This window comes from Undibacterium sp. CY21W, assembly GCF_014284265.1.
Classification (GTDB): Bacteria; Pseudomonadota; Gammaproteobacteria; order Burkholderiales; family Burkholderiaceae_D; genus Undibacterium; species Undibacterium aquatile.
Map to the genome: position 1 here is coordinate 89,784 of NZ_JACOGE010000007.1, position 19,369 is coordinate 109,152.

19 protein-coding genes and 1 other RNA gene are annotated in these 19,369 nt (G+C 52.5%); 19 read left to right on the forward strand and 1 reads right to left on the reverse strand.

Features of this window, described 5'->3' with window-relative positions:
* Positions 1-213 precede the first annotated feature (213 nt).
* From ffs to H8K29_RS18060, 7 genes are all read left to right on the forward strand, one after another.
* Positions 214-312: signal recognition particle sRNA small type (ffs, locus tag H8K29_RS15705), an RNA gene on the forward strand.
* Positions 313-517: 205 nt separating this feature from the next.
* Positions 518-1,312 (forward strand): ion channel, encoded by a 795-nt coding sequence (locus tag H8K29_RS15710; RefSeq protein WP_186883569.1) that lies wholly within the window; start codon positions 518-520, stop codon positions 1,310-1,312.
* A 71-nt stretch (positions 1,313-1,383) separates the two neighbouring features.
* Positions 1,384-3,594 (forward strand): DNA polymerase III subunit gamma/tau, encoded by a 2,211-nt coding sequence (locus H8K29_RS15715; protein ID WP_186898347.1) that lies wholly within the window; start codon positions 1,384-1,386, stop codon positions 3,592-3,594.
* 59 nt (positions 3,595-3,653) lie between these two features.
* A complete protein-coding gene (locus H8K29_RS15720; protein WP_186883567.1) occupies positions 3,654-3,980 on the forward strand; it encodes a YbaB/EbfC family nucleoid-associated protein in 327 nt (108 codons plus the stop codon).
* A 2-nt stretch (positions 3,981-3,982) separates the two neighbouring features.
* Positions 3,983-4,579, forward strand: coding sequence for a recombination mediator RecR (gene recR, locus H8K29_RS15725; protein ID WP_186898348.1), 597 nt, complete (start codon positions 3,983-3,985; stop codon positions 4,577-4,579).
* A 174-nt stretch (positions 4,580-4,753) separates the two neighbouring features.
* Positions 4,754-5,995, forward strand: coding sequence for a CaiB/BaiF CoA-transferase family protein (locus H8K29_RS15730; protein WP_186898349.1), 1,242 nt, complete (start codon positions 4,754-4,756; stop codon positions 5,993-5,995).
* Between the two features lie 121 nt (positions 5,996-6,116).
* On the forward strand, positions 6,117-6,245 hold the full coding sequence (locus tag H8K29_RS18060) for a hypothetical protein (RefSeq protein WP_255423413.1): 129 nt from the start codon (positions 6,117-6,119) through the stop codon (positions 6,243-6,245).
* A 117-nt stretch (positions 6,246-6,362) separates the two neighbouring features.
* On the opposite strand, the gene H8K29_RS15735 is transcribed toward H8K29_RS18060, so the two are convergent.
* Complete coding sequence (locus H8K29_RS15735; RefSeq protein ID WP_186898350.1) at positions 6,363-6,965, reverse strand: MarC family protein; 603 nt, start codon at positions 6,963-6,965, stop codon at positions 6,363-6,365.
* Positions 6,966-7,330: 365 nt separating this feature from the next.
* Here H8K29_RS15735 and H8K29_RS15740 point away from each other — a divergent pair, with 365 nt between their 5' ends.
* From H8K29_RS15740 to gspE, 12 genes are all read left to right on the forward strand, one after another.
* Positions 7,331-7,519 carry a DUF1289 domain-containing protein gene (locus H8K29_RS15740; protein ID WP_186883563.1) on the forward strand — a complete coding sequence of 63 codons (189 nt, stop codon included), beginning with the start codon at positions 7,331-7,333 and terminating at the stop codon, positions 7,517-7,519.
* Between the two features lie 81 nt (positions 7,520-7,600).
* Entirely contained in the window at positions 7,601-9,892 is a 2,292-nt protein-coding gene (locus H8K29_RS15745) for a xanthine dehydrogenase family protein molybdopterin-binding subunit (RefSeq protein WP_186898351.1), read from the forward strand.
* 305 nt (positions 9,893-10,197) lie between these two features.
* A complete protein-coding gene (gene gspG, locus H8K29_RS15750) occupies positions 10,198-10,668 on the forward strand; it encodes a type II secretion system major pseudopilin GspG (protein ID WP_186883561.1) in 471 nt (156 codons plus the stop codon).
* 21 nt (positions 10,669-10,689) lie between these two features.
* Positions 10,690-11,154, forward strand: a complete 465-nt coding sequence (gene gspH / locus H8K29_RS15755) for a type II secretion system minor pseudopilin GspH (RefSeq protein ID WP_186898352.1) — start codon at positions 10,690-10,692, stop codon at positions 11,152-11,154.
* A 1-nt stretch (position 11,155) separates the two neighbouring features.
* Positions 11,156-11,536: a type II secretion system minor pseudopilin GspI gene (gene gspI / locus H8K29_RS15760; RefSeq protein WP_186898353.1), complete on the forward strand. Its 381-nt coding sequence runs from the start codon at positions 11,156-11,158 to the stop codon at positions 11,534-11,536.
* Entirely contained in the window at positions 11,526-12,185 is a 660-nt protein-coding gene (locus H8K29_RS15765; protein WP_186898354.1) for a type II secretion system protein J, read from the forward strand. The genes gspI and H8K29_RS15765 overlap by 11 nt, the downstream gene beginning before the upstream one ends.
* Positions 12,185-13,207, forward strand: a complete 1,023-nt coding sequence (gene gspK / locus H8K29_RS15770) for a type II secretion system minor pseudopilin GspK (protein ID WP_186898355.1) — start codon at positions 12,185-12,187, stop codon at positions 13,205-13,207. Before H8K29_RS15765 ends, gspK begins: the two co-directional genes overlap by 1 nt.
* 5 nt (positions 13,208-13,212) lie before the next feature.
* Complete coding sequence (gene gspL, locus H8K29_RS15775; protein WP_186898356.1) at positions 13,213-14,466, forward strand: type II secretion system protein GspL; 1,254 nt, start codon at positions 13,213-13,215, stop codon at positions 14,464-14,466.
* Entirely contained in the window at positions 14,466-14,966 is a 501-nt protein-coding gene (gspM, locus tag H8K29_RS15780) for a type II secretion system protein GspM (RefSeq protein ID WP_186898357.1), read from the forward strand. Before gspL ends, gspM begins: the two co-directional genes overlap by 1 nt.
* A 42-nt stretch (positions 14,967-15,008) precedes the next feature.
* Positions 15,009-15,758 (forward strand): type II secretion system protein N, encoded by a 750-nt coding sequence (gene gspN / locus H8K29_RS15785; RefSeq protein ID WP_223826882.1) that lies wholly within the window; start codon positions 15,009-15,011, stop codon positions 15,756-15,758.
* Positions 15,759-15,796: 38 nt separating this feature from the next.
* Positions 15,797-17,932, forward strand: a complete 2,136-nt coding sequence (gene gspD / locus H8K29_RS15790) for a type II secretion system secretin GspD (RefSeq protein ID WP_186898358.1) — start codon at positions 15,797-15,799, stop codon at positions 17,930-17,932.
* Positions 17,933-17,935: 3 nt separating this feature from the next.
* Positions 17,936-19,366, forward strand: a complete 1,431-nt coding sequence (gene gspE / locus H8K29_RS15795) for a type II secretion system ATPase GspE (protein ID WP_370527210.1) — start codon at positions 17,936-17,938, stop codon at positions 19,364-19,366.
* The last annotated feature ends 3 nt before the right edge of the window (positions 19,367-19,369 follow it).

Below are 19,369 nucleotides of genomic sequence, written 5' to 3' on the forward strand. Positions count from 1 at the left end.
TTGCTTTTCGGTATGTCGATTCTTTAGTGTTGCTGGCAGCGTTATCGTTTGTCCGAGCAGAGTATTCTCTGGGTCAGGGCGTCACTCTAAGCTGCGTCAGTGCGACAAAATTTCCTGTCGAGCGTTGGTGTCATCCTTCCCGTTAATTTGAAGTAGCATTTCTCGCTCGGAAACTTGTGCATATCTATGCAGGATTGCGCTATAATGCGCACTGGCGGGCCCCTGCGCATTGCGGCATGGCCAATCTGGTCAGGTCGGGAACGAAGCAGCCACAGTCATTTACCGCAAGTGCCGCAGATCAGGCTCGCCAACCTTCCTCCGTTTCCCATCCGTCTGTTTTCCACTCTCCCACCCTTACTTTTTGCCAGTATTGTTGCGTTCAGCGTCGTTCATTTTGGAATCGTTTTGATTTTAATTGCACACCAGAATGAAAGCTGAAATCATGGCTGTTTGCATCCATTGTTTTTTCCGCAGAATTACCAATCGCTGTCTTTTCCTTCTGAAATGTATATTTGAAATGAGTCGTACTCTCTATCCGATGACGCAAAGGTTTATTGCGTGGTTTTCTCGTCCCATTTTGCTGGGCGGCTTGTTGTTGTCTATCCCCGCCTTTTATTTGTTGCTGGCCGGTGAGACCGATGTGTACCGGAAAATCGGGCACGGTACATACATTTTTTCCGCGCTCATTATCGCTGTCGATGTTTATCTGCAGTGGGCAAAAAACCGTCATCGTCGTCGCCGTCGCCACGGCAAACTGATTATGGATGCCATCATTATTATTGGTTGTGTGCTGAGTGGTTGGCCGACCAGTGGTGAGTGGGGTGTGATTGAGTGGTTGCTGCGACTCTCACTCTGCACGGTGATTCTGCTGAGAATGGCAACGCTGCTCTTGCAGAAATTAAAACCCAGTCATCTGATGCAGGTGATAGGTTTGGCTTTGTTAATGTTGAGCACCGCCGGCGCCGGTTTTTACTGGCTGGAACCGAACGTAAATAGTTACGCCAATGGTGTCTGGCTTGCGTTTACGACGGTAGCAACTGTTGGTTACGGGGATATCGTGCCATCGACCCCGGCATCAAAAATTTTTGCGGTGTTTATTGTGCTGCTCGGTTACGCGATGTTTTCTATAGTCACGGCAAATATCGCAGCGCTGTTTGTTGGTGAAGAGGAAAAACTGTTCGAGCGGGAATTTCATGCTGATATCCGGGTGTTGACGCGCGAAGTTCAGGCCTTACGTGAAGAGCTGCGTCAGCGGGATAAGATCATGCTGCATTTGCAGGAGCAATTGGATAGACATGAAGGGCGGGAATGATGGCGATCAGTTATTTAAATTTCCTTTGCTGCAGGCACTATGTCGCGCAACGAATAGGGTAAAATCGCAAGATGTCCTATCAAGTTCTCGCCCGAAAATATCGTCCCAAAAGCTTTGACACGCTGGTGGGGCAAGAGCACGTGGTCCGTGCTTTAACGCATGCGCTGGAGCAGCAGCGGCTGCATCACGCCTATCTGTTTACCGGAACACGTGGTGTCGGTAAAACGACGTTGTCACGCATACTGGCCAAATCCTTTAACTGCGAAACCGGCATTACCGCCAGCCCTTGCGGAGTCTGTGACGCCTGTGTCGCCATTGATGCTGGCCGCTTTGTCGATTATATAGAGATGGATGCGGCGTCTAACCGTGGTGTCGATGAAATGGCATCGCTGTTGGAGCAGGCAATTTATGCGCCGTCGAATGCACGATTTAAAGTGTATATGATCGACGAGGTGCACATGCTGACCAACCACGCTTTCAATGCCATGTTGAAAACGCTGGAAGAACCGCCTGAACACGTCAAATTCATTCTGGCAACGACAGACCCGCAAAAAATTCCGGTCACGGTCTTGTCGCGTTGCCTGCAATTTAATCTCAAGCAAATGCCACCGGGTCATATTGTTGGTCACCTGGAAAATATTCTCGGGCAGGAACACATTGAATTCGAGCAGCCAGCGCTGCGTTTGCTGGCGCAAGGCGCGCATGGTTCTATGCGCGATGCTTTATCTCTGACAGATCAGGCGATTGCTTATGCCGCTGGTAAAGTGAGTCTCGACGCGGTGCAAGGGATGCTCGGTGCGCTGGATCAATCGTATCTGATCCGTTTATTGGATGCGCTGGCTGAGAATGACGGCAAAGCCCTGCTGGATGTGGCAGATGAAATGGCCGCACGCAGTTTGTCGTATAAATCCGCGTTGCAGGATCTCGGTACTTTGCTGCATCAGCTGGCGATTGCGCAGATGGTGCCGGCAGCAGTTGCTGATGATTTGCCTGAGCGTGAACAGGTGTTGCGCCTGGCGAACGTATTTAACAAAGAAGAAGTGCAGTTGTTTTACCAGATCGCTGTGCATGGCCGGAATGAACTGGCGCTGGCACCCGATGAATATGCCGGTTTCAGCATGACGCTGTTGCGTATGCTGGCTTTCCGTCCGGTGGATGGTGGCGTGCTGACGCAGTCAGGCGGCACGGGTATATCGCCAGCTCCTCGCCCGGGTAATGGGATGCCTTCTGCTCCGGTAAGGGGAACTGTTCCGTCAACACCGGTGGCACCTGCAATACCTGTTAAAACGGCGGCGATAAATTCTGCTTCTGCTCAGACTCAGCAGAATGTCTCAACTCAGCCAATGGCGACGGTTACAACTGATGTTCCGGCTGCAAAGCCGATGAGCCCTGCAATGGCCGCGCTTGCCGCTGCCCGAGCGGCCAGCGCAAAAGCCGGATCGACGTCAAAGCCTGCGGCATCGAAGCAAGAAAATGATGTCGCGCCGATTGTGACGCCAGTTGTTCCTGTTTCTTCTGTCGCCTCTGCAATGCCTGCCCCGGTTGCTGTTGCTAAGATTGCACCTTCTGTTGCTCCTGCCACTGAACCTGCGCCGGTACCTACGCCTGCGGCTGCCAGAGCACCGCAGGAAATGGAGCCGGTCGGCATGGATGATATGCCGCCGCCATGGGATGATGACGTCTGGCAGGCATCTGCACCCGCATCTGCGCCCGCATCTGCACCGATTTCGAGTCCTGCGGTGACGCGAAATTTTCAGCAAAATACAGTCGCTGAGTCTTTGGCGCCAGTGGCTGTATCAGAAACGCCTGCTGTGGCAACTGCCACAGTTCCACCAGTGGCAAACGTCGAGCCAGTGGCTATGGACCGCACTTTGTGGTCGGGTCCGGTTCCTGCGTTGGAATGGGATGGTAACTGGCCAGTCCTGGCTGCGAGTTTGCCTGTGCGCGGTGTGGCACAACAACTGGCGCAGCAAAGCGAACTGATTCATTGCAAGCAAGACGGGAATGCTTTTGTGTTTGAATTGCGCGTTCCGCTATCGACCTTATTGTCTGCGGGGAGTATCGATAAGTTAGCTGCCGCTTTATCTGAACGTTTTGGTAAAAACATTCGGGTGGAAAGCAAAATCGGTGCTGTTGAACTGACGGCCAACGCAAAAGCAGTCGCGGACCGCGAGGTGCGGCAGCAACAGGCTGAGCTGGCAATACAAAACGACTCTTTCGTGCAAACCCTGATGCGGGAATTTGGCGCTGCGATTGTGACTGGCAGCGTGCGTCCGATCTGATCTGGTTTGTTCATTCCTTCCTAATTTATTTATTTCCTTACTTTTCAGGAGCAACTCTTATGATGAAAAATCAACTCGCTGGCTTGATGAAACAAGCGCAGGCTATGCAAGATAATATGAAAAAAGCACAGGATCAACTCGCTCTGATCGAAGTTGAAGGGCAGGCGGGAGCAGGCATGGTGAAGGTGGTCATGACATGTAAAAACGATGTGAAGCGCGTGACCATTGACCCATCCCTGTTTGGCGATGATAAAGATATGTTGGAAGATCTGGTTGCTGCGGCGTTCAATGATGCTGTGCGTAAGGCAGAAGCAACATCGGCTGAAAAAATGTCAGGTCTGACGGCAGGTATGCCTTTGCCTCCTGGCTTCAAAATGCCATTCTGAGCGTGAAAAAAAACGGTAGCCTCGAACATCTGGCAGAAGCCCTGCGCCGCTTGCCCGGCATAGGGCCGAAGTCGGCGCAGCGCATGGCATATCATCTGCTGCAGCATGACCGTGAAGCCGCATCCGGGCTCGGTCATGCTTTACTGAATGCGGTTGATCGTATTCATCACTGCGCTTCCTGTAACACCTTTACTGAGATCGACATTTGCGAAACCTGTCAGGACGCTGAGCGTGATGACAGCATGTTGTGCGTCGTCGAGACACCATCAGATCAGATGATGATAGAACAGACCCTGACGTTCAAAGGTATGTACTTTGTGCTGATGGGGCGTTTGTCGCCGCTGGATGGAATAGGTCCGAAAGACATCTATCTGGAAAAATTGATTGCACGCGCGACCAATGGCATGGTGAAAGAAGTGGTTCTGGCGACCAATTTTACGAACGAAGGCGAAGCAACCGCGCACTACATCAGCGAAACTCTGAAAGCACGTGGTCTGAAAGTCAGCCGTCTGGCGCGTGGCGTTCCTGTTGGCGGCGAGCTTGAATACGTTGATGCTGGCACGATTGCCCGCGCCATGCTGGATCGGCGTACGACCTGAAGCAATCACAATGTCTGTGCTGATACCACTGCCTTGTTCTGCTCGTGCGAGTGCACTGCATTGTTTCAGTGATTGTTTTCCTATCGATGTTGATGAATCTGTGAGGTGCAATCCAGACCCGGAAATCCATTAACTTTCTTTCTTCCCTGACTTCCTTTTACTTTCTTCCACCTCATGACACAAAATCGCAAGGGCCCTTTGGCAGGCATCAAAGTTCTTGAACTGGGTACCCTGATTGCAGGGCCTTTTTGTGCGCGTATGCTGGCAGAATTTGGCGCAGAAGTGATTAAGGTCGAGTCGCCGGATGGTGGTGATCCTTTGCGTCAGTGGCGTGTATTAAAAGACGGGACTTCACTTTGGTGGAGTGTGCAGGCACGCAATAAAAAAAGTATCACCCTGAATATGAAAAGCGCGGAGGGGCAGGAGATCGCCCGTCGGCTCGCGCTGGATGCCGATATCATCATCGAAAATTATCGTCCCGGTGTGCTGGAAAAATGGCAGTTGGGCTATGAACAGTTGAAGGCGCTGAATCCGGCGACGATCATGGTGCGTTTGTCTGGTTATGGCCAGACTGGGCCAATGAAAGATCAACCTGGTTTTGGTGCTATCGGTGAATCTATGGGCGGCCTGCGTTACGTCTCCGGCCACGCTGACCGGCCGCCGGTGCGGGTCGGTATTTCTATCGGTGATTCTGTCGCTGCGTTGCACGGTGTCATTGGTGCGATGATGGCGTTGCGCCATCGTGATGTCACAGGTGGTCGCTGGAATGGAAAAAGCGGTGAACACAGTATCGCAGGGCAGGGGCAGATGGTGGATGTTGCCTTGTATGAGTCGGTCTTTAATCTGATGGAATCGCTGGTGCCGGAATTTGATGTTGCCGGTGTTGTGCGCGAACGCACTGGCGGTGCATTGCCCGGCATTGTGCCATCGAATACCTACACCACTGGTGACGGCGAAAATATTGTGATCGCAGGCAATGGCGATGCGATTTTTCATCGCCTGATGAAGGCGATAAAGCGCGAAGATCTGGCGCATGATCCGGCGCTGGTACGGAATGACGGCCGCGTGCCGCGCACGGCGGAAATTGATGCAGCGATACAGGATTGGTGTGCGACACAGAATATAGATAGTGCCTTGCAAATACTGAAAGCGGCGGATGTGCCAGTCGGTAAAATATACTCGGTGCGCGATATGATGAATGATCCGCAATTTCAGGCGCGGCAGATGTTTGAGCAGCATCATTTCCCGGATGGCGAGGGGATTAAGTTGCCCGCGATTTCGCCTAAGTTATCAGAAACACCGGGACAAACCGCGTGGCTGGGCCCTGAGCTTGGTGAGCACAACTACGAGGTATTATCTGCGCTCGGTTACTCCGAGGCAGACATCGCAGAATTACAAAATAAAAAAATTATTTAAACGGAGACCGCAATGAATCGTCAGTTCTGGACACAACTACGAGGTATTATCTGCGCTCGGTTACTCCGAGGCAGACATCGCAGAATTACAAAATAAAAAAATTATTTAAACGGAGACCGCAATGAATCGTCAGTTCTGGAAGCAGTTCCTGATTGCCCTGGTATTATTTTTATTGGGCTACTTCACGTTTAACAGCAAGTTGTTTGCGGCAGAGTTGCCGCCAGTTGCGAATATTGCTGTTGTCGGCTGAAATCTGAGAGCGTCAGAGTAAGAATCCATCAGAGAAAATCAGCCTGAATTTTAATCAATTAAAAACTCAGGCTGATCGCGTGGTCTTCTTTCTGTCTCTGACTTAGAGGATGTTTCGTCAGCTCAGCGTTTTGATATATTCGCGGAAGCCGGCCAGCAGCATTTCTATCGACATCGCGGCAAGTATTAAGCCCATCAGGCGTTCAAATGCCGTCATCACGTGAGCACCCAGCACTCGTTGCATGCGTTCGGCGCTCAGTAAAACGATCAGCCAGACCACCGCCACGGCGGTCAGCGCGCCCAGATGCACCAGCATCTCCTGATTATTGTCAGATGAAAACAGCAGCACCGTTGCCAGTGCAGACGGACCCGCCAGCGCCGGAATGGCGAGCGGCACGATAAATGGTTCGTGATTATCCTCAGTGTCGCCAAAAATCCCGCCTTCTTGCGGAAATACCATACGCAGCGCGATCAGGAAAAGAATCACGCCGCCACCGATGCGGATGGAAATTTCTGATAATTGCAATGCTGTCAGAAAATTTTTGCCGAAAAACATAAACAGCAGCAGCAAAATAAAGGCAATGCCGCATTCGCGTACGATCACGCGCCAACGCCGTTCTGGTGCAACGTGTGAGAGTGCGCTGACGAAAATCGGCACGTTGCCGAACGGATCGGTAACGATGACCAGAAGGATCAGGGTTTGAAAAAAATCTTGTGCCATGAATTACATTTTCTATTGAATAGTGAAACCAGAATATTCTGATGGTTGCGACCTGTGTCGCTGCGGTAGTGATGACAGGAACTGGTGCTACAGATGGTCAGTGTTGATCAGTTTGCAGTGCCTTTTATGTTGAGTCGCAAGCTGAAGAGGCTCAATTTTCCTGTGCTTTGACTGTGGCTGTCAATCAAAGTGGCTGCAAGCCGGTAGTTTTGCCGGAAATAGAACTTTCGCACCAGAGCGATACAGCATAATTAGCGTTACTATTACTCCCCGGATAGGTGCATGCCTGTCTTTTATTTTTTTGAATGTGCCTGCTTCGTCTTTTACGGTAAAGACAAGCAGCGCTGCGCTGGATGGTATGAATCATGAGTGAAACAAAAGAACGCCCGGATACGCCTTGTGTGGCGGTGTGTTCCACGACCTTCGATGAAATTTGTCGCGGCTGCGGCCGCACTGTCACCGAAGTGGCGGACTGGGTGTTTATGAATGCAGAACAAAAAGAAGTCGTCTGGCAACGTATTTTGTCGCAAGGATATCCACGAAGGAATAGCTGAGACGGCAAGCTAGGCAAATTTATTGATCCTTGATCACTCTTAATTTTAAAAATAAAAAATACTGAGAACGGAGACCAGGTAATGTCAGACATCAAGAAAACAGGGCGACGCCGCTTTATTTTAGGCGCAGCCGGTGCTGCTGGTGCTTTGCTTGTTGGCTGGGGGCTGATGCCGCCGCGCCAGCGCTTGAATGCGGCGCATTCTTTGCCTTTGGTGAATGATGAAGTCGCACTCAATGGCTGGATAAAAATTGCCAGAGACGGTAGCGTCACCGTTGCCATGCATCGCAGTGAAATGGGGCAGGGCATACATACCGCGCTGCAAATGCTGGTGGCGGAAGAGCTCGATGTCGCGATGGCGCAAGTCAAAACCATGCCTGCGCCCATCGATAAAATCTACGGCAATCTTTCTATGCTGGCCGATGGTCTACCTTTTCATCCTGACGATCAGGGAGTGATCAAACAATTCGCTCAGTGGATGACATTGAAAACCGCACGCGAACTGGGCCTGCAGGTAACGGGTGGTTCTTCCAGCGTCAAGGATGCGTGGTTGCCTATGCGTGAGGCGGGGGCTGCAGCGCGTGCGATGCTGATTGCCGCGGCGGCGAAAGAGTGGAACGTGCCTGCAGATCAGTGCACGACCGCGAATGGTATGGTGAAGCACACATCCGGCAAGCAAAAATCTTACGGTGAGCTGGCAGCCAGTGCAGCTGAAACCAAGCCCGCGCAGATACGGCTGAAAGCGCCTGCGGAATTTAAACTGATCGGCCATCCCGAGCCTCGCACCGATGCCAAAGCTAAAGTGGACGGTAGTGCGCAGTTCGGGATCGATGCGCATCCGGTTGGAATGCTGTTCGCAGCACTGAAATTAAGCCCGGTCATCGGCGGCAAGATTAAACGCGTGGATCAGGCCCCGGTGCTCGCGATGCCTGGCATCACGCATGTCGTCGATTTTTCTGCCGCCGTTGGCGAGGCCGGTGTTGCTGGTGTGGCTGTCGTCGCCAAAAACTATTGGACGGCGAAAACGGCCTTAGCCGCATTGCCGGTGGAGTGGGATGCCGGTGCGCACGCGCAGTTATCGACGGAGTCTGTATTCAAAGATCTGGCAGAAAAACTCGATAGCGAATCCGGATTCACTTATTACAAACAAGGTGATGCTGCCGCGATTTTGGCCGACTCTAAGGAAGTGGCTGTGGCTGGCACCTCGGTCGCAAAAACCATCAAGGCCGAATATCGCGCCCCGTTTCTTGCGCACGCCACGATGGAGCCGATGAATTGCACGGCGCAACTGAAAGACGGCAAGCTGGATTTGTGGGTATCCACCCAGGTGCCAAGCATTGCCGTGGCGGTGGCCGCCAAAGCTGCGGGCATCGCGGCTGAGCAGGTGCAGTTGCACATGTGCTTTCTGGGCGGTGGCTTTGGTCGCCGCTTAGAGGTGGATATGGTGGTGCAGGCGGTGGCGATTGCAAAGCAGACGCAGGGCTTGCCGGTCAAGCTGATCTGGAGTCGCGAAGAAGATATGGCGCATGACATGTATCGTCCGGCAGCGCTGGCGCGGTTTACTGCGGCGCTTGACGATAAGGGTAAGGTACTTGCCTACGATAATAAATCGGCGTCTGGATCTATCATGCATCAGGTGCTGAAACGAACTTTTGGTTTGCCGGGGGCGGGGCCGGATAAGACGACGGCCGAAGGTGAATTTGATATGCCGTATCAAATTGCTCATCAGAAAATCGCCCATGTGATTGTGCCCACGCCTGTGCCTGTCGGCTTCTGGCGTTCTGTCGGGCACTCGCATAATGCCTTTTTTAAAGAGAGTTTTATTGATGAGCTGGCGCATGCTGCGGGCTCTGATCCGGTGGATTTCCGGCGTGGTTTGCTGGCGAACCGGAAACGTCATCTGACTGTGCTCGATGCCGCGATGAATAAAGCGGGAAAGCCAGTTGAAGGTCGCGCGCATGGCGTCGCTTTGCATCAGTCATTCGGCAGTGTCGTCGCGGAAGTGGCTGAAGTCTCGGTGCAGAACGGACAAATCCGCGTACACCGGGTGGTCTGTGCAGTCGATTGCGGCATTGCCGTCAATCCCAATATCATTACGCAGCAGATGGAATCGGCGGTTATTTTCGGTCTGAGTGCGGCATTGTATGGCGAAGTGACGATCAAAGACGGCAAGGTCGTGCAGAGTAATTTTCATGATTACCCGGTGTTGCGCATCAACGAAGCGCCGCAAATCGAGGTCGTGATTATTCCGAGTGCAGAACCGCCTGAGGGCATCGGTGAGCCGGGCGTGCCGCCAATCGCGCCAGCGGTGGCGAATGCGGTATTTAAGCTGACAGGCCAGCGATTACGCAGTTTGCCGCTGAAACTGGCCTGAATGACCTAAATATACTGGGGGGAGTATTTATTTAGCCCCTTTGTTTATGCAGACATTAAGGTGGTTTTCAGAAAAACAGGGGGGAGTATAGTAAAAGTTCACTTTTTTTGTTATTTTTAAGTAACAAATAATCATGTTGTCATGTTCCCGCTTTATACTGCTTCGCTCCGGATGAGATGGGTAATCGCAAAGCAGATAATCAAGCTAATTCAGGGTGCCAGAGTTTTTGTGTTCAGGATTCCTTGGTTGTGCAGAGACCCTCTCAGAGCGGATTTACAGAATTAACCGAATTAATAGATAGGCTTATGTTTACTTCTCAATCGATTTCAGTTTTGCCGGCGGCATCTCGTCAATCCCGTCGTTCGCGTGGTTTTACGCTGATCGAAATTATGGTCGTGGTCGTGATTATGGGGATATTGGCCGCACTGGTCGTGCCTAAGCTGATGGGCCGTACCGATGATGCACGTATCTCTGCGGCGAAGCAGGATATTTCCACCCTGATGTCGGCGCTCAAGTTATATCGTCTCGATAATCAGCGCTATCCCACCACAGAACAAGGTTTGCAGGCCTTGATTACCAAGCCGACTTCCGGTCCTGCGGCGAACGGCTGGAAAACCGGTGGTTACATCGATAAATTACCTAAAGACCCATGGGGCAGTCCGTATCAGTATCTGTCACCAGGCATTAAAGGTGAAGTCGATGTTTTCTCTCTCGGTGCGGATGGTCAGCCGGGTGGTGTTGAAAAAGATGCCGATATCGGCTCCTGGGATTTGTAAACTCTGCATCGTTTCCCACTCATGACACTGCGAAGCAGGCAGCACGGCTTTACACTACTCGAATTGCTGGTAGTGATGGTGATCGCCGGTCTGATGCTGGGCGCGGTCGCGTTTAACGCGATGCCGAGTCCACGTCAGCGCGTCGAACAAGACGCGAATCGGATTGCCTTGCTGTTACAGCTGGCGCGGGATGAGGCCATTCTGCGCAATTTGCCAGTCGCATTTGAAGTGGATCAGTACGGCTACCGTTTTCAGGTGCGCGAAGACCGGGTCTGGTTGCCGCTGCGCGACGACATGTTGCGTGATCGCGCATTTGAAATTTCTCCGGTAGAACTGAGTATGGAGCCGCCAAGCAATCAGGCGGCAGCGGTGCGGGTTGTGTTTGGCCGCGAGCCTGTCGATAAGCCTTTCATTATCACTTTACGTGTGCCGGATGGCAGTGTGCGTATCCGCGCCGATGGCGTTGGACATTTTTCCGTGGAATGAAATGCGTCTGAAACTCCCTCGTCACGCTGGTTTTACCTTGCTCGAAGTGCTGGTGGCGCTGGTCATCGTCGGTACCGCGCTGGGCGCCAGCCTGCGTGCGGTCGGCAGCCTGACGCAAAACAGCAATGATCTGCGCATCTCGCTGATGGCGACGTGGTCCGCGGAAAACCGCTTGTCGCAAATCCGTCTGGCGCGCGAATGGCCTTCACTGGGGGAACGTACGTTTGAATGTCCGCAGGCTGATTTAAAGCTGACCTGCGAAGAGCATGTGATTGCGACACCGAATCCTTCGTTTCGGCGCGTCGAAGTCTTCGTGTATGAAGCAGATAAACCCGCGCGACGCATTATCAAGCTGACTCAGGTGGTGCCGAATGCATTGTAATCACCGGTCCGCCGCACCGCGCGGTTTTACCCTGATTGAATTGCTGGTGGCGATCACGATACTCGCCATTGTCGCCGTGCTTGGCTGGCGCGGTCTGGACGGTATTGTGCGCGCGCGCGTCGCCTTGAATGCGGAAATGGCGCAGACACGCGGTATTCAACTGGCGTTTGCCCAGATAGAAAATGACTGCGCGCATCTGATGGATGCCAACTTGCTGCAAGGGCGCAGCGTATTGCGTGCGGCAGGCAGCAAGCTGATGTTGATCCGTTCGGTGTTGGAAGATAACCAGCCGTTGCGTTTTCAGGTGATCGTGTACAGCGTGGTCGATGGCAAACTGGGGCGGCGTGAGCTGATGCCGACGCGCGAAATTGCGGCATTGGAAAACGATTGGCAAAGTGCCGCTGCTGATACCGATGTAACGCCGGTCATACAGTTGCAGACCGATGTGACATCGCTGGCGATGCGCACCTGGACGCAGGGCGAAACTGGTTGGCGGATCGATGGCACTGATATACAAAACGCTGCGACGGATGGTGCAGCAAAGAATCCCGCGATCAAGAGTGCGAAACTGGCCGGACTGGAAGTGTCCATGCAAGTGCAGGGGCGTGAAGCACCGATGACAAAAGTATTTTTGCTGGGGGCGAGCTGATGCAGATTGCCTTTCATCATTCCCGGCAACGTGGCGTCGCTGTTGTGACTGCGCTGTTGCTGACAACGCTGGCGATCACGATTGTTGCCAGCCTGTTCTGGCAGCAACAGGTGCAGGTGCGTTCGATAGAAAATCAGCGCATGCAGTTGCAAAAAAAATGGATATTGCGTGGCGCGATCGACTGGGCAAGGCTGATCCTGCGCGAAGATAAAAAGCAGAGCAATGTCGATCATCTGGGGGAGCCATGGGCGGTCAGACTCGAAGACACGCGCCTTGATCAGTATGTCGAAAATGGTCGGGCCGACACCGATGCCAGCGATGCCAGTTTGTCCGGGCAAGTGATCGATGCGCAGTCTTTATATAACTTAAATAATCTGGCGACGGACGGCGTCGTGGATGGCCGTGAAACTGCCGTCTTTGCGCGCTTGCTGACGAATTTGCGTTTTTCCGGTGATCTGGCGCAGCGCACTGCCAGCGCGATTGCGCAAAGCCAGCCGAAAGCGGTGGTACCGAAAGGTGCACCGGACAGCGCCCCCGCCAGTGCGCCTGCCAATTCTGGCGGTAATGTAAAAACTACATCGGAAGACGCGCAAGCTGCAGTACAATTCCTGCGGTTTACACAGGTCGATGATTTGTTGTCAGTGCCTGGCTATACGCCTGAGATGGTGAATAAATTGCGTTCGTATGTGATCGCCTTGCCCCGCAAATCCGTTATCACAACGATTAATCTGAATACAGCTCCCGCCGAGGTGCTGGCGGCACGGATAGAGGGCATGAGTTTATCGGATGCGGCAATGATGGTTGCCAGCCGCGAGCGCGCTTATATCAGTGGCTTTGCCGATTTTGAGACGCGTTTTCCGGATAAGGCAAAAATGACTTCTAAAAAAGAGGTCGATACCTCAACCAATTATTTTGTGGTGAACGGTAAGGTTAAAATGAACCGCTCGCTGATGGATGTCAGCGCATTGATAGAGCGGGCAGAGGACGCATCGACGACGGTGCTTTGGGTAAGAGACAACTAAATTACATGGCAAGTACACTCACTATTTCTTTACCCTCGCGGGTGGCTGCGCAGAGCAGCCCGGACTGGTCTTCGCAGACATTTCCGTTCGCCTTATTTTCGGCAGAAGGCAATATATTGCAGCAGGGTCTGCAAACGCTGACAGAGTTACGCGCCTTGTCGGTCGGTGCCCGCCAGCTCCATTTGTTGATTGCCGCCAGCGATGTCAGCTTGCTCACGATTAAAGTGCCGCCCATGTCGGCAGCGAAATTCAAAACTGCGTTACCGAATCTGCTCGAGGAACAACTGACTTCCGACCCTGCCGATGTGGCGCTGGTGGCGACACCGGTGGTGAATGGTGAGGCAACGGTTGCCGTCGCAGACCGGGCTTGGCTGGAGACGATTGCAGCAAAGGTCAAAGACTGGCCAGTCAAGAAAATCGCCGCCTTTCCATCGCAACTCGCACTGACGTTGCCGGGTAAGGAAAATTACGCTGCAGCGTTGATTGAAAATCGGGATGGCGTGCTGGCGCTGACGATCCGGCAATCTGAATTGCAAGGCATGGGCCTCAATCTGGCTGAGGCAGAGCGCGACAGCGCAATCGCCATGCTGAATTTGCTGGCACCGGAAACCAATGTCGAATTGTATGTTGGCGTTAATGAAGTCGAGCAATATCAGGCACTGTTGCAGACACTGGCGTTGAACGAGCGTTTTCAGGTGCGGGCAATCAGCTGGCAAAACAGAGTTGGCGGCATCAGCCTCAAAACACCGGATCTGATGTCAGATGTCGGCGCGGTTCATAAACCATCAATCGACTGGTCATTGTGGCGCTGGCCTTTGCGTTTGCTGGCAGTGATGGTGATACTGAATATCGCTGCACTAAACATGGAATGGTTCAGTCTGAAACGTGAAGCCAGAAATTTAAGTGCCGCGTTGATGCAGACGTATAAAAACAGCTTTCCTAAAGAGACGACAATTCCTGATCCTTTAGCGCAGATGCGGCAAAAAGTGGATTTGGCGAAACGCTTGTCCGGTCAGTTTGCACCGAATGATTTTGCTGTGATGGCGGCGCAGTTTAGCCAGGTGTGGGAACGTGTGATGCTTGGCAAACCAGCCGATGTGGTGTCGGTGGAATATAAAGATCGCGGCTTGAATGTCAAAGTGAAATCGCCGGGACAGATCCCGCTGGATCAGCTGCGCGGCGCACTGGCGGAACAGTCTATGCGTATGGAAGCCACACCCGATGGGATATTGCATATCACCATGGGAGGAAAAAACTGATGAAGAAGCAATTGACGCAAGAGTTTGCGCTGTTCTGGGAACAACGCGATGCGCGCGAGCGCCGTATGCTGAGCATTGCCGCTGCGGTGATTTTGCTGGCGCTGGTGTATCAGATTTTTCTTGATCCGGCGTTATCGGGGCGGACTAAATTGTTGAAACAGATTCCTGTTTTGCGCCAGCAAGTTGCCGAGATCAGCGCGCTCAGCGCGCAGCAATCCAAACTGGCGGCGGGTTTGTCGCAGATGACTGAGCCCGTTACCCGTGAAAGTGTAGAGGCATCGCTGGCGACACGCGGCATTAAGGCGCAAACACTCAGCGTGACGGATGATATCGTGCGCCTGCAAATTCAGACGGTCGCCTATGCGAATATCATGGAGTGGCTGATGGAAACGCAAAAATCTTCGCGTTTGACGGTCGAGGAAGCGCGTTTTACCGCCTTGCCTGAGCCAGCGCAGGTGAACGTCAGCCTGACATTGAAACAGCAACGCGGTGGACTTTGAATTATGGCGGTAAAGTCAGCAGCGGGATCTTGGGTTTGGATTTTGACCGGCATCGTCAGTATCACGTTATCCGTCTTGTTTTTTTTGCCTGCCAGTTGGCTTGGTGCTTTACTGGAAAAGCAAACGCAGGGGCGACTCAGTCTTGGTGACGTGCAAGGTTCGTTCTGGCGTGGCTCGGCGTTTGTCGGCGTTGCTTCCGGTGTCAGTGGCCCGGTGACGCCTTTGTTTGCAGGGCGCTTTGCGTGGAAAATTTCACCGCTGATCTTGCTGGCACAAGTCGAAGCTGAGCTGGATAATCCTGAATCGCTGTCGGCCATCGTCAAGATACAGGGTAATTTTTCAGAGTTGCAGGTGAGTCCGGCAAGTTTGTTGTTGCCGACAGAGCGGCTGGAAGGACTGGGGGCTCCGCTGAATACGATAGGGCCTACCGGGAAATTGCGGATGTCGTGGAATAATTTACGCTTTGCCCGGGATGCTGGCAGACTGAACGGATATGGGCAGTTGCAGCTGGAATTGTCGGAGATGGCATCGCGTCTGTCGCCGGTCAAACCTTTGGGCAGCTACAACATGGCGTTTGATTTACACGGCGCAAATGCCGATCTGCATCTGAATACCTTAAAAGGGCCGATGATGTTGGCCGGCAGCGGTACATTAAACGGCGGCCATTTCCAGTTTTCAGGCAAAGCCTGGGCAGAAGAAGGGCAGCAGGCAAGATTGGCAAATTTATTGAATTTGCTGGGGCAGCGCCGTAAGGACGGCGATCAGGATGTCATCGCTTTAGAGTTTAAATAGTTCAAATGAAAAAATATCCATTAAAAAACAAGGCAGCTATGATCAGCAATTCCTTACGCAAACCGATGCGTCACTTGTCCGTCATGACAGGGGCGGCAGTATTGAGTGCCGGTTGTCTCATCAGCTCTTCTGTGTTGGCACAAACACCAGCGCAAAATACGGCGGATTTAAATTTTGTCGGTGCCGATATTGAATCTGTTGTTAAAGCGATTGGTCATTACACAGGATCGACTTTCATCATCGATCCACGGGTGAAAGGTCAGGTCACACTGGTATCTGAAAAACCGCTGACCAAAGAACAGGCGTTCAAGCTGCTGACATCGACATTGCGTTTGCAAGGTTATGCGGTTGTGTATGCAGATGGCTATTACAAAGTGGTGCCGGAATCTGACGCCAAGCTGCAACCAGGTCCTACGCAGTCTGTGCAGAATGAGAAAGGCGAATCGGTCAGAGGCGATCAGGTGGCAACCCAGATTTACCGCCTGAATTACGAATCAGCGACCAATGTTGTGACGATTTTGCGGCCATTGATTTCGCCCAATAATACGATTAACGCGAATCCGGGTAATAACTCGGTGGTGATTACCGATTACGCCGATAACTTAAAACGTCTGAATAAAATTATTGCGTCTTTAGACGTTCCCGCGACGGTGGATATGGACGTGATTCCTATCAAACACGCGATGGCGAGTGATATTGCTGCATTGGTGAGTAAGCTCAGCGATAACGGTGCAGCGACGGAAGGTGGACGTGCAGTCTTGCTGGCTGATCCGCGCACCAATTCCGTTTTGTTGCGCGCGCCTTCGGCAGCGCGTGCAAATCTGGTTAAAGAGCTGATTGCCAAACTGGATCAGCCAACGGCATTGCCTGGTAATGTGCATGTGGTTTATCTCAAGAATGCCGAGGCGGTGAAGCTGGCGCAGACTTTACGCTCTATCATTTCCGGCGATACCAGCGCCTTACCCGCCAGTACGGGTTTGTCGAATACCGGCAGCGCTGCGAATGGAACGAATAGCCCGCTGACCTCTAATTCCAATACAGGTGCAAGTAATACAGGTGTCACCGGCGGTTTGCCGCAATCGTCCGGCAGCAGTTCTGCATCGGGTAATTCCGGTGGCGCAGCAGGCTTCATTCAGGCCGATGCGGCAACGAATACATTGATCATTACGGCGAGCGAAGCGGTGTATAAAAATCTGCGTTCCGTGATTGATCAGTTAGATGCACGACGTGCGCAGGTGTATGTCGAGGCGCTGATCGTTGAAATCAGTGCAGATAAAGCGAATGAATTCGGCGTGCAATGGCTGGGGTTGTCTGGCGATAGTAATAGCAATTATCGTGTTGGTGGCGGCACTGCATTTACGACAACTGGAAATAACATACTCAGTCTTGCCACAGCAGCGACGCCGACACCAGGCAATGGTTTGTCTATCGGTGTGTTCAAGCAGATCAACGGTAAACTGGGTCTGGGGGCTGTGGCGCATATCCTCAATAGCAGTGGCAATGCAAATATCTTGTCGATGCCGAATCTGGTCACGCTGGACAATGAAGAGGCAAAAATTGTAGTTGGTAAAAACGTGCCTTTCATTACCGGCCAGTTCACCACTTCTGCATCCACCGGCACGGCTGGTGTGAATCCGTTCCAGACCATAGAACGTAAGGAAGTTGGTCTGAAACTGACTGTCAAACCGCAAATTTCCGAAGGCGGTACGGTGAAGCTGGCGATCTATCAGGAAAGCTCAAGTATTGACGAATCTGCGACGGTGACCTCGTCAGGCCTGATTACCAAACAACGTTCCATTTCCACCAATGTGCTGGTTGAAGATGGGCAGATTCTGGCGCTGGGTGGCCTGATGGAAGACAGTACTTCTGACTCCGTTGAAAAGGTGACGGGTCTGGCGGATATTCCTGTTATCGGTAATTTGTTTAAGTATCAGACGGCCAAGCGCGGCAAAACTAATCTGATGGTATTTTTGCGCCCGACGGTGATACGTAATGCAGATCAGAGCAACAGTGTTTCTGTTGATCGCTACGACTATATGCGTACGCAAATCGCACCGAATAAGGATGGGGTACCGGCTGCGCAGTTGCCTGAGATGGAAAAAGGCAAGCTGATGTCGACGTCGACTTCGCTACCGTCAGATAAGCCGAAGTCCGGCGCTCAGGAAAGCAAGTAAGCCATGATGGAGAATCGCTTATTGCCATACGGGTTTGCGCGGGATTTTTCTGTGTTGGCCAGCCGCGACAATGCTGTCGCAGGGGCACCGGTAGAGCTATCCGTATCGAATAAAACCAGCCCTGCTGCGATCGCCGAGGTCGGGCGCAAATTTGGCACGATCAAGCTGAATATGCTCAGCCACGATGCGCTGAGTGACCTGATTGCCAAAGCGTATGCAGGCTCCGGCGGCGATGCTGCTGATGTTGTCGGCGAGGTGGAGTCCGACCTTGATCTGGCGAAGCTGATGCTGGATATGCCAGCGATAGAAGACTTACTGGAATCGGCTGACGATGCACCCGTCATTCGTATGATTAATGCTCTGTTGACGCAGGCATTACGCGATGGCGCCTCCGATATTCACATAGAACCGTTTGAGCAGATTTCAGTCGTGCGTTTTCGTATCGATGGATCGTTACGCGACGTCGTTCGGCCGCGTAAAGCAATTCATGCTTCCCTGATCTCACGTATTAAGATCATGGCGCAACTGGATATCGCCGAAAAGCGTTTGCCGCAGGATGGACGCATCACATTGCGGATTGGCGGTAAGCCGGTTGATGTGCGTGTGTCGACTTTGCCAACCGGTCATGGTGAGCGTGCCGTGTTACGTTTACTGGATAAGGAAGCCGGGCGTCTCGATCTGAGCAATCTTGGTATGAGTCCGGATGTTCTTGAAAATTTTGATAAGCTGATCGCGCAGCCGCACGGCATCGTTCTGGTCACTGGGCCGACTGGTTCGGGTAAAACGACGACGCTGTATGCTGCGCTATCTCGCGTCAATGCTGGCACGACTAACATTCTGACCGTAGAAGATCCGATTGAATATGAATTGGCCGGTGTTGGGCAAACGCAGGTCAACGCGAAGATAGACATGACGTTTGCCAAAGCCTTGCGCGCTATTTTGCGCCAGGATCCGGATGTCATCATGATCGGTGAGATCCGTGATCTGGAAACAGCGCAGATTGCTGTGCAAGCCTCACTGACCGGCCATCTGGTGCTGGCGACCTTGCATACCAACGATTCGTCAGCGGCGGTGACCCGTTTGCTGGATATGGGAATAGAACCTTTCCTGTTGTCTTCTTCACTGTTGGGTGTTGTGGCACAGCGTCTGGTGCGCAAACTTTGTATACATTGCCGCCGTGAAGAGGGCGGGCAATGGCATGCGACTGGCTGTGAACATTGCGGCCATACTGGTTATCAGGGGCGCGTCGGTGTGTATGAATTGTTGCAGACAACGGAAGATATCCGTGCGCAGATTCACCATCAGGCATCGGAGGCAGAAATCCGGCTCGCCGCCCAGCATAATGGTATGAGAACCATGCGCGAAGATGGCGATCGTTGGGTGAAGAGTGGCGTGACAACACCTGAAGAATTATTGCGCGTCACTAAGGAATAATTA

What these genes read in the sequence shown, in the direction of transcription:
- H8K29_RS15720 (WP_186883567.1), top strand. Translation starts at nt 3,654, where the DNA reads ATGATGAAAAATCAACTCGCTGGCTTGATGAAACAAGCGCAGGCTATG.
- gspK (WP_186898355.1), top strand. Translation starts at nt 12,185, where the DNA reads ATGCAGATTGCCTTTCATCATTCCCGGCAACGTGGCGTCGCTGTTGTG.
- H8K29_RS15710 (WP_186883569.1), top strand. Translation starts at nt 518, where the DNA reads ATGAGTCGTACTCTCTATCCGATGACGCAAAGGTTTATTGCGTGGTTT.
- gspI (WP_186898353.1), top strand. Translation starts at nt 11,156, where the DNA reads ATGCGTCTGAAACTCCCTCGTCACGCTGGTTTTACCTTGCTCGAAGTG.
- gspL (WP_186898356.1), top strand. Translation starts at nt 13,213, where the DNA reads ATGGCAAGTACACTCACTATTTCTTTACCCTCGCGGGTGGCTGCGCAG.
- H8K29_RS18060 (WP_255423413.1), top strand. Translation starts at nt 6,117, where the DNA reads ATGAATCGTCAGTTCTGGAAGCAGTTCCTGATTGCCCTGGTATTATTT.
- gspG (WP_186883561.1), top strand. Translation starts at nt 10,198, where the DNA reads ATGTTTACTTCTCAATCGATTTCAGTTTTGCCGGCGGCATCTCGTCAA.
- H8K29_RS15745 (WP_186898351.1), top strand. Translation starts at nt 7,601, where the DNA reads ATGTCAGACATCAAGAAAACAGGGCGACGCCGCTTTATTTTAGGCGCA.
- H8K29_RS15730 (WP_186898349.1), top strand. Translation starts at nt 4,754, where the DNA reads ATGACACAAAATCGCAAGGGCCCTTTGGCAGGCATCAAAGTTCTTGAA.
- H8K29_RS15740 (WP_186883563.1), top strand. Translation starts at nt 7,331, where the DNA reads ATGAGTGAAACAAAAGAACGCCCGGATACGCCTTGTGTGGCGGTGTGT.
- H8K29_RS15715 (WP_186898347.1), top strand. Translation starts at nt 1,384, where the DNA reads ATGTCCTATCAAGTTCTCGCCCGAAAATATCGTCCCAAAAGCTTTGAC.
- gspH (WP_186898352.1), top strand. Translation starts at nt 10,690, where the DNA reads ATGACACTGCGAAGCAGGCAGCACGGCTTTACACTACTCGAATTGCTG.
- gspD (WP_186898358.1), top strand. Translation starts at nt 15,797, where the DNA reads ATGATCAGCAATTCCTTACGCAAACCGATGCGTCACTTGTCCGTCATG.
- H8K29_RS15735 (WP_186898350.1), bottom strand. Translation starts at nt 6,965, where the DNA reads ATGGCACAAGATTTTTTTCAAACCCTGATCCTTCTGGTCATCGTTACC.
- H8K29_RS15765 (WP_186898354.1), top strand. Translation starts at nt 11,526, where the DNA reads ATGCATTGTAATCACCGGTCCGCCGCACCGCGCGGTTTTACCCTGATT.
- gspE (WP_370527210.1), top strand. Translation starts at nt 17,936, where the DNA reads ATGATGGAGAATCGCTTATTGCCATACGGGTTTGCGCGGGATTTTTCT.
- gspM (WP_186898357.1), top strand. Translation starts at nt 14,466, where the DNA reads ATGAAGAAGCAATTGACGCAAGAGTTTGCGCTGTTCTGGGAACAACGC.